Below are 12,908 nucleotides of genomic sequence, written 5' to 3'. Positions count from 1 at the left end.
GCGGTGTTCCTATCGGAACCGCCTCCTAGATGCTGTACGGTTTTAATACGTTCGAATAGGCGCAATCAGCAATTCGAATAACGTTCATTTGCAGACATTGAGCTCTGCATTCAACCCAGATTGTCCATTAGAGGCTGAATCGCACTAATATCAACAAGTTACTCTAATGGCATCCATTAGAAATCGTCAGAATTCGGTGTATTTCTGGCGAATGGATTATTTGGGTTCTAGTTTAAACTTGCTTGGCATACTGGTTTATACGTTAGACGAAAAGCCTAAAATACCAGTAATCACCCGCAATTACGTCGATACGTAGCTATATAACATAGTTTAATTATTATCCTTTCAAACCTTTGCTGGCTGAATCACCTCATGCCCTCAGCCGACCCCTGATTCAGCCGTTTATAAGATTGTGGCCGACGAAATGTCTAACGAACATGGTACGGATATTGCGGCAGCTTTTGACGTATTGCCTATCCTACGTTGCGACCTATGACCCACTGTTTGATTCCACTGAGCTCTAGCCTTAAAACACATCAAGGACAGGCATGTTCTTTGATTTTCATGCCTCTAAAACTTTTCAAGGAAAAAATCACTATGCAGAAATCGATATTTCGCTGCCTGACTACCAGCAGCCTTATTCTGGCGAGTTCGCAGTCCTTGGCAGCAATTACGCCGCCCACCTTACCAACCGTGATTGGATTCAGCGCCTTAGGTACTGCAACTGCCGGCAAACCCGATCTTCCGGCAAACCCTGCAACAGGCGGCTGCCCAGGGCCCTCGGCTATTTACGGCACATGCTACCAGGAGGACGGTTTTCTGGTGGGAGTGGTTTACGAGGGAGGCGGCGAACATATTCATAGCGCGACAGTTAGCGGGAACAAACGCGCTCAATATCATGCCGATTCCACCGGCATATACATCAGGGCTAAAGACAGTTCCGCCTTTAGCCTAGATAGCATGGACTTCTTTGCCCCGATTAATGCCGGCAACCCTATTTACGGCGATAATCCAACTTATACCGCCTACGATGACGGCAATGGCGGACAGTACTTGGTACCCGAGCCAGTTTCTTCTAGCCCCGACGACACAGCCTTTCTAGGCGACAACGAATATTGGGAAATTCTGGGCTTTAATAACGCTGCGAATCCAGGCCTTGCCGGCGCGACCAGCGACGGCACCAATTACTCGACGCGCGTGGCGTATCAAACTGTCGCTAATGGCTTCCAAGGCAATTTACTGCTCAACGAAGACTTTCGAAATATCAATGCCTTCTGGATCCATTACCACGGCTTTCCCCGCGTTCCGGACATCGGAATCAGCTTCGGCATGCAATTAGACAACGTCAATATTTCCACGGCAGTGCCGATTCCAAGCGCAGCTTGGCTACTTATCACCGGCCTCGCAGGCATATGGACTGCTGCCGGAAAACTCCGTGACCGAAGTGAGGCTTAAGTAGGCTATCGGCATTTGTGAAATCTTTTACAACTCCCTCTTCCCCCAACCTGAAGATATTTATGAATAAAGCAAAACCGGCTTTAGCGGTAATTTGGTTAGCAATGCTTGCAGCAAGTAGCCATGCCGACGCGGCGATTACCGCCCCAACCTTCGTCGACTTCGGCGTAAAACCCGATAGAGCTTCGCCGAACCCGGTACTACCGGTTGGCGCCTATTACGGCCACGCCAACACCGCCCCCGGCGCCGATGGCACTTGCAATACCACGGCATGCATTTATCAGAATGGTCTTGTCGTCGGCACATTGTCGGAAGCAATCAATACCGGGGGGCATCTACATGCACTGAATTCCGTGACGGATTCCGAGTTGTCTTACCATGCTGATGCACCGGGTATCTATATAAGAGCCCTAGACTCGACCGCGTTTAGTCTGCACAGCATACAATTCAAAGCACCTTACGCCGCCGAAGGAAATCCTTATGCCGGCGGAACGCCAATACCGGAAAATTTTGATCCGGCAATTCATTTTTACGAAATCATAGGGTTTAGCAGCGCCTTGAACCCGGATTTGACCAATGGCGACGGCACCCACTATAGCAACCGAGTAGCCTATCAGACAGTTGAAAATGGCTTTTCCGGAACGCTGGCACTGAATCAAGACTTTGCGAATGTCGCGGCGGTCTGGATACATTTCCATGGCGCGCAAAGCGTTGAGGATATAATCGAAATCGGCGCGGAATTCAAAGTGCAAATTGACGATATTGCCGTAGATACACCAACAGCAGTCCCCCTTCCCGCCGCGAGTTGGATACTCGGCAGCGGACTGTTAGGCTTGATTTCGATTGCCAGAAAAAACCGGCAGCCAACATCACGCTAAGTATGCTCACAACCAGGTGATAATAGCTGGCGCGGCTAAGATATAATCAGCGTCAATAACGTATTGAAACCCCAGCGGCAGGAGGCCAAGACAAATTACAGCAAACCGCAATCCCCTAAAGCACCTCACGTAATTGATTTAAGCGAGTTTTGCAACTTCGCTTAACAATAAAAACGCCCCCTCAGACAACTGTCATTCGATTTTATAGCGATAAACACCATGCCCCCATTCATGCAACTCGGCCAGGCCGCCGTCCAACAAAAAAATTTCAGCGAAGCGGTGGTATGGTTTACCAAGGCAGCGGCGGAAAGCCCTAAAGATCCGCAAATCAAGGCCTGCTTGGGACAATCGCTATGCTGGCTCGGGCAGCGCGAGGAAGGCTTGGCGCACCTTCATCAGTCCGGGCAGCTGCTGTTAAAAAAATCCCGTAAAAGCCGCGACATTGGCCTGGCTCTGGATATGGTCGACCAATTGCAGTATTGGAACGATTTTCCCGGTGCACTGGCGCTATGCAAACAAGCCGTGCAAATTAATCCGGGGCAATTGCGCGGCTATCAATTGCTGGCTTTGACCTACTCTCGTCTAAATCAGAAAAAACCCGCCCTCGCAGCCGGTAGACAGGCATTGAAATTGGCGCCGAACAGCGCAGTACTGTCGATTTTACTCGCCACTCTGGAAGCTGCCGATGGCCTGAACCAAGAAGCCAAACAACGTTTGGAAAAGGTATTGCAAAACGCTTTATTGACCACCGAAGAAAGATTCCGAGCCAATAAAGAGCTGGCTCGGATTCTGGACAAGCTTGGACAATATGATCAGGTTTTCCCGCATTTGCATGCAGCCGCCGAACAGGCGCCGCGCCTACCGGAAGTAAAACGCCAAGACGCCAGCTTAGTTCCAAAAATGCTGGAAACACATAAGACGGAATTTGATAGCGAACTACTGGGACGCTGGACCCATACCGAGTTTCCAGCCGACCAACCCGCGCCGGTTTTTCTGTTGGGCTTTATGCGTACCGGCACTACCCTAACCCAGGAAGTGCTGGCCGCCCATCCGGAAATTTTTGTCGCGGACGAAACCGATCTGGTTATCTCGATGGCGAAGGAACTTAAGCGAATGTCGAATGGACAAGGTCACGTCGCCGAGCAACTGCGCAAACTTGATTTAGCAGGCGTAGAACACTTACGTGCGTTTTACTGGCACCGAGCCCGCGCCTTGTACGGCGATAAGATCGGCACCCGATTATTGCTGGATAAGACGACGATGAACACCATCGATCTGGGCTTGATCAACTGCATTTTTCCGGACGCCAAACTGGTATTTTTGCTGCGCGATCCGCGCGACGTTTGCTTGAGCTGCTTCATGCAAACCATGTTGCCGACGCCATCAACGGTGCAATTACTAAGCTGGGAAAGTACTGCCCGGTTTTATGCGCAAGTCATGGACTGGTGGCTGACTATCAGACCGAAATTAACGATGCGTTTTATCGAGTTCCGATACGAAGACGCGGTATTTGATTTCGAACCGGCATTCCGAAAGGTGTTTGATTTTATTGGTTTGGAGTGGGATCCGGCAGTCGCCGAATTCCATAAAAAAGCAGGCGGCAAGTACATCGCCAGCCCCAGTTTTAGCCAGGTCGCGCAACCTTTATATTCATCATCAGTTGGCCGTTGGCAGCATTATCGAGCGGAATACACCACCATCCTGCCTGAGCTGCAACCATTCATAAACGAGTTTGGCTACGAAAACTAGCTTAAATTAAGGGCTGGGAAACGGGATTCATGTCCCGAAACCCCGGCCTACTCAAAGCGATTAATTTTCCAGCCATTAATCGGGAACAGCCGATCCACGTCCACTGAACACAGTTGCGCCGCAAGCCACTCAGTCCGACCGCAGAACTTCCAGCATCTGTAATTTAAGGTAAATAACCCATTTTCCGACACGCTAAATAGCCAAAACGCGCCTACCGGAGGAGTCCACACCAAAAAACCGGAGGAATCATGCTGGAATTTGCAATACAAAAAAATATTTCCTGTCAAAAGCCTCTAAAACATACTGTTTAGCGAAAGCTTAAAGTACTTTCAGCGTCGACAATCTAAATGACTGTGTCATATAACACAGATATAAGGCATATGACCCATTTATCCGAAAGCTAGAAGTTTGACATATCGAAAAAATCATCTAGCGACCCGCTCATGCTTGTTCACGTCTGATAAAACCAGAACTCAACAAGCTCATATCATTGTTTTATATGGATTTTTTCTATCGGCTAACTATAAAACACAATCAGGCATAGCTATTGCTTTTGCCTGGGGGATGCCGCGCTGGAACACAATTTAATTGGTTACCATGATCAGAAACATCCGGAACCGTGCTTTCTATCAAATCCCGTCGTTGTCCGCCGCATCAGCCTTATTTAGCTCAACCCAGGATTATAAGCATGAAAAAACAATTAAAAATTCCTTTGGCTTTTGTCGCCGCAATCGCCTTGGGCTACGCTCTCACCCCCAAACCGGAAGCCCCTTTCACCGGCCACGGCAATGTCGATGCGTTAAGTAAAGTCTACGAGCGCTGGAAAAGTGCGCACGAACAACAAGGAAACTTAGAGGTTTTGCGTGTCGGCTTGGGTTTTTCGCGAGCGCAATCCAGGCAATTTACCGTTGCCAATGGTGAAGCGGCATTGAATCTGGTGAATGGCCAATTAAGAGTGGCGGTCAGCGGCTTATCCAATCAAGAAGAATACGATGTTTGGCTGCTGGATAATCACAAATCCGGCAATAACCTAAACGACAAAGCGGTCAAAATTGGCCCATTGTCAGCCCATGAAAATAAACACTTACTGACAACCCAACTGGACCGCGACCGCTTCACCGGCTTTACGATGGATGCCGTCGCGATTGCCAAGGCCGGAGAGACACCGCAAACCGGCGGCCTGTTATTCGGCTCGCCAAGCTTACTGCAACGGCTATATTACACCGAGCGCTATTGGCCGGCGGCAACGATTGGCTCCGTAACGACAGAAAAGAACGCCCGTCCCGCACAAGCGGCGTTCGAATTTTTATTACCCAAAACCGCGCAAGCGGCTGTGACTGCCTCGGCTGCCACCTCTCCAGAACAACTGACACAACTGATCGCCGCCGGGCAACAGCTGTTTACCGAACAAACCTTTAACGGCAACGGTCGTACCTGCGCCACCTGCCACAGGCCGGACAACAACCATACCATCGATCCCAGTTACATCGCCAAGCTGCCGAAAACCGATCCGCTGTTTGTAGCCGAAACCAATCCGGTATTAGCCGATCTGGAAAAACCTGCGCTGCTCAGACAGTTTGGCTTATTCGTGGCCAATGTCGATGGCTTCGATAGACCACCGGTACTGCGTAGCTCGTCGCATCTGCTGGGTATAGCCAACACCTTAACCTTTGAAAAAACCATCAACCCAGGCTACGGCAACGGCGAATTCACTCAGGATACGGATTATTTCAACGCTCACGACCCCGAAGCACAGCAATCCGGTACACATACGCATGCTATCGGTTGGTCGGGAGACGGCGCACCCGACGGCGGATCGCTGCGAGATTTTGCCAAGGGGGCTATCAAACAGCATTTGCCCAAAACCCTGATTCGCGCTGAAAACATCGACTTTAGAATGCCTACCGAAGCCGAGCTGGATGCGTTGGAAGCTTATATGCTGTCCCTGGGCCGCAGCGAAGAAATCAATCTTGCCAATATGTATTTCAAGTCGCCGCTAGTGCAAAACGGCTTGTTCTTGTTCAACACTAAAAACAATCCGAAACTTGCCGACGGTACGGTGTTATTCGGCACCACCGGCAACTGCAATGGCTGCCACTCCAACGCCGGCGGCATCAGCTCCACCACCAATGCCAATCCAACGCGCGACACCGGCGTAGAGCGCATGCGCGACCAGTTGCATCATTTGGCCGATCCTGATCTGGCATACGATGGCGGTTTCGGACAAACACTACAAACCGATTGTGGTCCGAACTTTAACGAAACCTGTTACAGCGACGGCAGTGTCGCACCCGCCGGCACCACTACTCGTCCTGCGGGTCATCACGGTTTGAATCGCTTCAATACCCCATCACTCATCGAAGCTGCCGATACCGCGCCGTTCTTCCACAATAACAGTGTGACCACGTTGGAAGAGACTGTGGCGTTTTACAGTTCCGATGCATTTAACAGTTCGCCGGGCGCATTCACCTCGAGTAAAGCCAACCGCCAAGGCAAACTGGATTCGTCGCAAGTGATTGCCGTCGCTTTATTCCTGCGCTCCATCAACGTGCTGGAAAACATCCGCAGCTCTAATCTTTTGGACCAAAAAGCGATGGCGTTGAGCGGCGATCAAAGCGTCAAAACCTTGAAACTGGCGATTGCAGATACTCAGGACGCTATCGACGTACTTAAGGAAGCTGTCATTAATCCCTATCCGGATGCGTTAGACAAACTGCAGCAAGCGCTCTATTACGAAACACAGGCAACGAACAAGCTTTATCCAAACCGCACAACGCTCATGCAAAACGCGATAAACCTAAAGAATCAGGCACGAAGCATGATAGTCAGCGGCGGTTAGCATCTGCGGGCCGGGACGGACATGTTCCAATCCCGGCATTTCAGCAAGCTGTTCGCCTAAGCTTTAAACAAAGCCTCTCCTGCGCTAGCCGACGCACAGGAGAGGAACCGGATTCCCGTTTTTACGGGCGTAGCAACGCCAGGGAATTTAAAGGCTGGATTAGCAAAATCCACTCGCCCGGCAACGCCCTACCCGCCGGGCCGGCGTAGTCTCTTTTTCAATATAAACCAGAACAACGATGAATAAGCAACTCAACAAACTTTTAAAAACCGGCCTGACCGTACTTATCCCATTATGTGCGGCCGGCAACGCCGAGGCCGCAATAGTTACTTTTAGTCTCGATTACAGCGGCTTAGCATTCGGAAACGCCGCCACTGCGCAAGGCCTTATCAGCCTGGATGAGCAACTCATTCCCAATCCAGGCTCGGCTTTTCTCGATTTCAGCAACAATGACGCAATCAAGGCTTTCACATTAACTGTGTCCAACGCCACGGGAGGCTTGGGAAACGGCACATTTCAGATGACGGATTTCGATTTTGCCACCTGGGATAGCGCAGGCGAAACACTGGACTTTAACCAACAATTGATAGGCCAGTGGACGCAAGGTGGCGGTTGGGGGAAAAGCGCTAGATGGGACGGCGGCGCGGGTGAGTTTAACCTTTACGCCAAAGCCGGCTCCTCCGCGCCGACCAGCTCCGGCTACTTTACCTTGGCGGCGAACAACGATTTTCTGAATGGCGATTTGTTGAAATTAGTGTCGTTTAAACCCGTGTCAGGCTCTGTTCAGCCAGTTCCGCTGCCCGCACCAATTTGGTTATTCGGTAGCGCTGTCGGCGTGTTCTTAAGCAGAAAAGCAGTGAAGAAAGACCATTAATTGCTCACTTGTTTATCAATCGTCGCTCCCGGGAAAGCGGGAGCTCAACGGCCATAATGATTCACTAAGCGATTTAAAAGCTCCCGCCATGCGGGAAACTAAAGGTACTCGGAGATTTTCAACAGACGTAAAAAAACCGGATGGAGAACGACTCCATCCGGTTTAAAAAGCTCAAAAATTTTTAAGCTTGAACGGCCGCTTTACGACGACCGGTATACAGGAAGCCCATCAAAGCACTTGTCATAAACCATACCGATGCAGGGAGAGGTACACTAGTGACAGGGTTTTGATTCGCAGCAGCTTTCAGATCGAATCCAAACAGAAAGCTCAAGTTGCTGGTGACTACGCCTGGTTTTACAAAGGTCAACAAGAACGTATTAGGGGCACCCAATTCATAGTTACCAGCTTCGCTAACCCAACCGCTCGCTGTCAACAGACCCAATTTGAAAGGGCTAGCAGAAGCAAACGTGCCTACACCGTTAAAGGTGTAAACAGGTGCATCAATAGCCAGATCAGCGGTAGCAGAAAAGATACCGAAGGTGTCACTTGAAGTAAATGGGAATGAACTAGAACCGAAGGAGATAAAATTGCTATCGCCGTCAGTAGATTCCCAAATGATGCCTGCCGAACTTACAGTCGAAACCGCAAATAGGCAAACAGCAAGCCAAAGTTTTAAAGATAAAAGCGTTTTCATGGATATTCCCCATTTAAATTAACGTTAACAATTGGTCATCCTTTTGACCACCTTACTCCTTAGTCAAAATTGTTCCTCAATCCCAACTAAGAAGGGGGGTGGATATATATAAACACCCACCCATACAGAATAAAGCAAATACAATGCCACAATTAATTATGTTTTTTTTCAATAAGTTATAAGAGCAAAAATTGCAAAGTGTAAATATTACCGACACGTTACGAGTGATTTTTGCCTTTTGCCTAAAAAAGTCACCAAATCGGTGCGTTACACCTTTTGAACTGCGTTAAAGTAATTTTTTCGGACATAAAAAAGCCGGATGAAACTAAATTAGCCTCATCCGGCGCAACGACCGTCATAGCGTCTGTAGCAAATGCGGCCAGCGTCTGGCGCCTATTTCAATGCATTGCCACAGTCTATATCGGCCACTCGTGTATAGCCAACATTCTTGAAAATAGCGCTCTGCCCCCCGACGAACCGAATAAACAATTCATCCCGGAGTTTATTGCGCTGCCTAATTTCCGCTTTGACGCCTTGCTCGGCCAACTGGTTTTTAAATAGCATAGCGCGCTGCCGCTCATTGAACACGCCGAGCGATATTGCCCCTTTGATATCACCATCGGTTACCGGCCAGACATCGTTAAATCCTTTGGCCTTTAGCATCATTTTATTGATACGGGTTTGTTCGGCATCTTTTCCAGCCGGGTAATAAACCTGAAAGTCCGAAGAAACCATAGTTGACTTGTTTACGGCTTTGAACTCAGTTAAACGCGCAGTATTGGCCCATCGCCGCAATGCGTCCTGATCGCTGAACGGCCCTGCCTCATAGCAATGATGGATCGCGGTTTTCTGCCTGTCTGAACCAGTTGGCTTAGGCGTATGAGGGCTTGTTTTAAAAACTAAAACAACTTGAGGCGGGTTTAAGCGCTGCAAAATATCCGCCACTTGCTTGGCTTGCAATTCAGCGGCAGCATTGTCCAGATAAGCAGAAATTTGTGCTCCACGCCGTGCCAATTGTCTCTCTCTGACCGTTAGCAAGGCCGGAATATTAGTGACCGGCTCGACTGATGGCGTCAGCGCACCAAAATGTAGCTTCCAGAAAAAAAACAACACATTCAGCAGACATAACAAAAAAAACAGCACCTTCATAAGGCTTTGTCGTTTTGGCAATAATTGAGCAAGCCTTTAAAGACCAAATCGCCGTCTACAATGCTTGGAACGGCCAGATGCCGCGCTAACATCTCCCCATCGCCGCCACTCAACACTAACTGATAGGCTTTGGGCTGACGCGCCAAGGCCGCCTCTATCAGACCAGCCGCGGCTAACAAGGTACCGTTATTGATAGCCGCCGCCGTGACAACCGCCAAACTTGTCTCTGCCTGGTCTTCGCTAAACGGCAGCGCAGCGGTATTGTTTGCCAAGGATTTTTTCATCAGCAACAACCCCGGACTGATTAAGCCGCCCAGATGCCTGCCATCGCTCTCGATGAAATCTATTGTGATGGCGGTGCCACAATCGACAACACAGGTATCCCCAGGATAATAACGATGCGCAGCCTGCAATGCCAACCAGCGGTCCACCCCCAACTTCTCCGGCTCAGCGTATGCATTTTTGACGTTAAAAGCTGTTTGCGAAGACTGCGGCATGATCAGCTCTACACCGGGCCATAGTCCCCGCGCCATGTCGCCCAATAAAACGGTCAGAGCATTTTCCGATACCGACGCCATAGCCACTTGCTTGGGTGCGGGGATACTCAGCCAAAACTCACGCAAACGTTCCGGAAAATCCGCTTGGCGATAATCCATAAACATCGTCGGTTTCAGCACACCGGCCTCTGCCTGGGTCCATTTCAGACGTGAGTTGCCAATATCGACCAGTAAAATCATAAGCGCCGAAAACTGACTTCGCCGGACGCAAACACTCGGGTTTCGCCGTCGGCGAGTTCCAGCAACAACAGACCTTGATCGTCGATGCCCGCCACCACGCCGCTAAAGCTCTGCTCGTGCATAAAAATATCGACCTGTTTGCCTTGCATGCAATCGTAGCTACGCCATTCGTCGAGATAATGCCCCAGTGCACGGGTCTCGTAATCCGCCAGCACCGGTAGCAACTGATTCAATAACTCGCCCACCAGCCGATTGCGCTGACCATGAACCGACTCGGCCAAAATACCGTGCAAATCGACCCAATCCTGTTCGATGGCCTGACCTTCATGCACCGGCAAATACACATTTAAACCCAAACCTATCACCGCATGGCAAGGCCCGCTACTTTCCCCGGACACCTCAATCAAAATCCCCGCCAATTTACGTTGTCGCCAATAAATATCGTTCGGCCACTTCAAACCCACATCAACAATCCCGAAACCTCGCAACGCGCGAATTACCGCTACCCCAACCGCCAGGCTCAATCCGCTGATCGCAGCCGGCCCACCCTGGAAACGCCACAAAATTGATAAATAAATATTGTGACCAAACGGCGAAACCCAATACCTACCGCGCCGCCCTTTCCCCGCGGTTTGCCGTTCGGCCAAACAGACCGAGCCGATGCCGGCACCCAGCCGCGCCCTATCCAATAAATAAGTATTGGTAGAGTGAATCTCGTCGTGAATTTCCAGTTCACCCAGCAAGGATCGAGCATGGCCACCCAAGTGCTGATCAATCTGTTGCTCGTCCAACAACTGTAAAGGGCTTTGCAAACGGTAACCTTTGCCCGATACCGCTAGTAACTCGATACCGAATTCGGACAACGCACTTAAGTGTTTCCATACCGCCGAACGACTCACGCCCAGAAAGCCCGCCAATTCGGTCCCCGAGTGAAATTGGCCGTCCGCCAGGACATGTAAAAGTTGTTTAAGTTTAGGAGAGATCAATCGCCAACCTGTCGAACGCGCAGTAAAGCCGGACTACGCCGCTAAAACTCGTTTTTATCACGCAATTGTTGCAATTGTTTCTTGACGACATGCTTGATTAACAGCTCTCTATCGTCTTCTTTGAGATTGACGTACTCAACACAGATAAAGAACGGCCGCTCCGGGCTTTCGCCGGAAATATCCTTGCACTGGACGACATTCGCGTAGGCCACGATCACCGCCATACACGAGGTCAGCAGCATCCGCAATTCCAGCAGTTCGCCAACCGCTATAGGTGTTTCATTGCTAAAAGCTAACCCAGTGGCGCTGAGACTGACGTCTCGGGTATCGTGTTCGGAAAACTCTTCGCTCTGTGCGCTGATCGCCTGTGCAATCAAGTTGATTTTGGTGTCGATGATCTTCAGATATTCAAACATTTCCGGATCGCGCCTTTCCAGGCGCGGCGACAACATGCGAGCTTCCTGCGCCAACACGTCCAAGGCAGAGGTCAATGAACAATTGCCCAATACATCATTAGAGACATGACTCAAGGCGTCGACATTTTTTTTGTCGATGACTTTGTGCAGCAGATTTATCGTGTCGTTGACTCGAAAATAACGCCTTTTTTCTTCAATTTCATCCGCCATGGTGTGCTCGTCCTCGGTCTACTTAAGTGGGGTAAATATTACGAATAAAGAATTTTAGCTTAAGCGGCTTCAACTGTTTAACTCCGCAGCGTTAATCGGAAATAATAAGGTCGTAACGATGCATCAAGCGGCTAACTTCGACACGCGGCAGACTGACGACAGGCAAGATTAGATCGGTGGATGTGAGTCCGGCCAGTTGCAAGGATTCTTCCTCTACGTACAAATCGTTAACGTCGTATATTTGCAAGGCCTGAAAAATTGCCGAGGTATCCTTTAAATCTAATCCGCCAGGTTGCTGCTGATTTTTTAATTGCCACACGGCATCGTCGACAAAAAGCAAGGCGACGTGCTGATCAAAGGCCGCAGCAGTCAAAATGGCATCCAGAGTTTCTTGCAGATGCCCCCCGCTGTAAGGCAAGCGGCGCATGATAAATAGATAGCGTTTCATGGCACAGTTAACCGAAGACAATACTGCGGTCAGCCAGCAGAGTCGCCTCCAGCCACTGTCCTAAACCGGCTATCCGAAACCCCGGCGCCGTATCGTCATCCTGCTTACCCTGACGTGCAGCCTCATCAAGACACAACAACCCCCGGCGCTGCGCCGCCGAGATGCATACCACTAAATCCACACCATATTGCTCAGCCAAAGCCGACCAATATCGAGTAATCGAAAATTCATCCTCAGGAGGCTGGGCATAACGGAAAGCATGATAGACACCTTCCTTGTAAAAAAATACTCGCAGAATTTGGTGCTCGGCCGCCAACGCCGCTTGAATGAACCGACAGGCGTTCAGGCCGGCATTGCTGGCGTAAGGACTGGCATTAACTTGTACGGCATATTTCATCGCGCTGTAGAATAATCGTTAAATTCAATATTCGGCCTATTTTAATACGAGCACACTCAAGCTGCCCGTTTTTGCC

12 protein-coding genes are annotated in these 12,908 nt (G+C 49.9%); 5 read left to right on the top strand and 7 right to left on the bottom strand.

What is annotated here, in order from left to right; translation table 11 throughout:
- Positions 1 to 492 precede the first annotated feature (492 nt).
- From CWO84_RS05285 to CWO84_RS05265, 5 genes are all read left to right on the top strand, one after another.
- On the top strand, positions 493 to 1,455 hold the full coding sequence (locus CWO84_RS05285; RefSeq protein ID WP_133120648.1) for a hypothetical protein: 963 nt from the start codon (positions 493 to 495) through the stop codon (positions 1,453 to 1,455).
- A gap of 62 nt (positions 1,456 to 1,517) precedes the next feature.
- A complete protein-coding gene (locus tag CWO84_RS05280; RefSeq protein WP_033156547.1) occupies positions 1,518 to 2,333 on the top strand; it encodes a VPLPA-CTERM sorting domain-containing protein in 816 nt (271 codons plus the stop codon).
- Positions 2,334 to 2,552: 219 nt separating this feature from the next.
- The gene (locus tag CWO84_RS05275) at positions 2,553 to 4,082 is read left to right on the top strand and encodes a sulfotransferase (protein WP_240617967.1); all 1,530 of its coding nucleotides are present in this window, start codon (positions 2,553 to 2,555) and stop codon (positions 4,080 to 4,082) included.
- 688 nt (positions 4,083 to 4,770) lie between these two features.
- Complete coding sequence (locus CWO84_RS05270) at positions 4,771 to 6,921, top strand: hypothetical protein (protein ID WP_101051959.1); 2,151 nt, start codon at positions 4,771 to 4,773, stop codon at positions 6,919 to 6,921.
- Between the two features lie 238 nt (positions 6,922 to 7,159).
- Complete coding sequence (locus tag CWO84_RS05265; RefSeq protein ID WP_033156549.1) at positions 7,160 to 7,795, top strand: hypothetical protein; 636 nt, start codon at positions 7,160 to 7,162, stop codon at positions 7,793 to 7,795.
- A gap of 181 nt (positions 7,796 to 7,976) precedes the next feature.
- Here the strand turns inward: CWO84_RS05265 and CWO84_RS05260 are convergent, their stop codons facing one another.
- The 7 genes from CWO84_RS05260 to tusD all read right to left on the bottom strand — a co-directional run bounded on the left by CWO84_RS05260 (position 7,977) and on the right by tusD (position 12,832).
- Positions 7,977 to 8,489, bottom strand: coding sequence for a hypothetical protein (locus CWO84_RS05260; RefSeq protein ID WP_033156550.1), 513 nt, complete (start codon positions 8,487 to 8,489; stop codon positions 7,977 to 7,979).
- 393 nt (positions 8,490 to 8,882) lie between these two features.
- Complete coding sequence (locus tag CWO84_RS05255; protein WP_033156551.1) at positions 8,883 to 9,638, bottom strand: hypothetical protein; 756 nt, start codon at positions 9,636 to 9,638, stop codon at positions 8,883 to 8,885.
- Entirely contained in the window at positions 9,635 to 10,375 is a 741-nt protein-coding gene (locus CWO84_RS05250) for a type III pantothenate kinase (protein WP_033156552.1), read from the bottom strand. Before CWO84_RS05250 ends, CWO84_RS05255 begins: the two co-directional genes overlap by 4 nt.
- Positions 10,372 to 11,361, bottom strand: a complete 990-nt coding sequence (gene birA, locus CWO84_RS05245) for a bifunctional biotin--[acetyl-CoA-carboxylase] ligase/biotin operon repressor BirA (protein ID WP_033156553.1) — start codon at positions 11,359 to 11,361, stop codon at positions 10,372 to 10,374. The genes CWO84_RS05250 and birA overlap by 4 nt, the downstream gene beginning before the upstream one ends.
- 41 nt (positions 11,362 to 11,402) lie before the next feature.
- Complete coding sequence (locus CWO84_RS05240) at positions 11,403 to 11,987, bottom strand: PilZ domain-containing protein (protein ID WP_033156554.1); 585 nt, start codon at positions 11,985 to 11,987, stop codon at positions 11,403 to 11,405.
- A 91-nt stretch (positions 11,988 to 12,078) separates the two neighbouring features.
- The gene (tusC, locus tag CWO84_RS05235) at positions 12,079 to 12,435 is read right to left on the bottom strand and encodes a sulfurtransferase complex subunit TusC (protein WP_101051958.1); all 357 of its coding nucleotides are present in this window, start codon (positions 12,433 to 12,435) and stop codon (positions 12,079 to 12,081) included.
- 7 nt (positions 12,436 to 12,442) lie between these two features.
- Complete coding sequence (tusD, locus tag CWO84_RS05230) at positions 12,443 to 12,832, bottom strand: sulfurtransferase complex subunit TusD (RefSeq protein WP_101051957.1); 390 nt, start codon at positions 12,830 to 12,832, stop codon at positions 12,443 to 12,445.
- Positions 12,833 to 12,908 lie beyond the last annotated feature (76 nt).

It is taken from the genome of Methylomonas sp. Kb3 (assembly GCF_002834115.1).
Classification (GTDB): Bacteria; Pseudomonadota; Gammaproteobacteria; order Methylococcales; family Methylomonadaceae; genus Methylomonas; species Methylomonas defluvii.
The sequence above is the reverse complement of the archived record's forward strand: the minus strand, read 5'-3'. Positions and strand labels throughout refer to the sequence as shown.

Excerpts from the sequence above, each read along its gene's own strand:
- CWO84_RS05285 (WP_133120648.1), top strand. The coding sequence starts at position 493 with ATGACCCACTGTTTGATTCCACTGAGCTCTAGCCTTAAAACACATCAA.
- CWO84_RS05280 (WP_033156547.1), top strand. The coding sequence starts at position 1,518 with ATGAATAAAGCAAAACCGGCTTTAGCGGTAATTTGGTTAGCAATGCTT.
- CWO84_RS05275 (WP_240617967.1), top strand. The coding sequence starts at position 2,553 with ATGCCCCCATTCATGCAACTCGGCCAGGCCGCCGTCCAACAAAAAAAT.
- CWO84_RS05270 (WP_101051959.1), top strand. The coding sequence starts at position 4,771 with ATGAAAAAACAATTAAAAATTCCTTTGGCTTTTGTCGCCGCAATCGCC.
- CWO84_RS05265 (WP_033156549.1), top strand. The coding sequence starts at position 7,160 with ATGAATAAGCAACTCAACAAACTTTTAAAAACCGGCCTGACCGTACTT.
- CWO84_RS05260 (WP_033156550.1), bottom strand. The coding sequence starts at position 8,489 with ATGAAAACGCTTTTATCTTTAAAACTTTGGCTTGCTGTTTGCCTATTT.
- CWO84_RS05255 (WP_033156551.1), bottom strand. The coding sequence starts at position 9,638 with ATGAAGGTGCTGTTTTTTTTGTTATGTCTGCTGAATGTGTTGTTTTTT.
- CWO84_RS05250 (WP_033156552.1), bottom strand. The coding sequence starts at position 10,375 with ATGATTTTACTGGTCGATATTGGCAACTCACGTCTGAAATGGACCCAG.
- CWO84_RS05240 (WP_033156554.1), bottom strand. The coding sequence starts at position 11,987 with ATGGCGGATGAAATTGAAGAAAAAAGGCGTTATTTTCGAGTCAACGAC.
- tusC (WP_101051958.1), bottom strand. The coding sequence starts at position 12,435 with ATGAAACGCTATCTATTTATCATGCGCCGCTTGCCTTACAGCGGGGGG.
- tusD (WP_101051957.1), bottom strand. The coding sequence starts at position 12,832 with ATGAAATATGCCGTACAAGTTAATGCCAGTCCTTACGCCAGCAATGCC.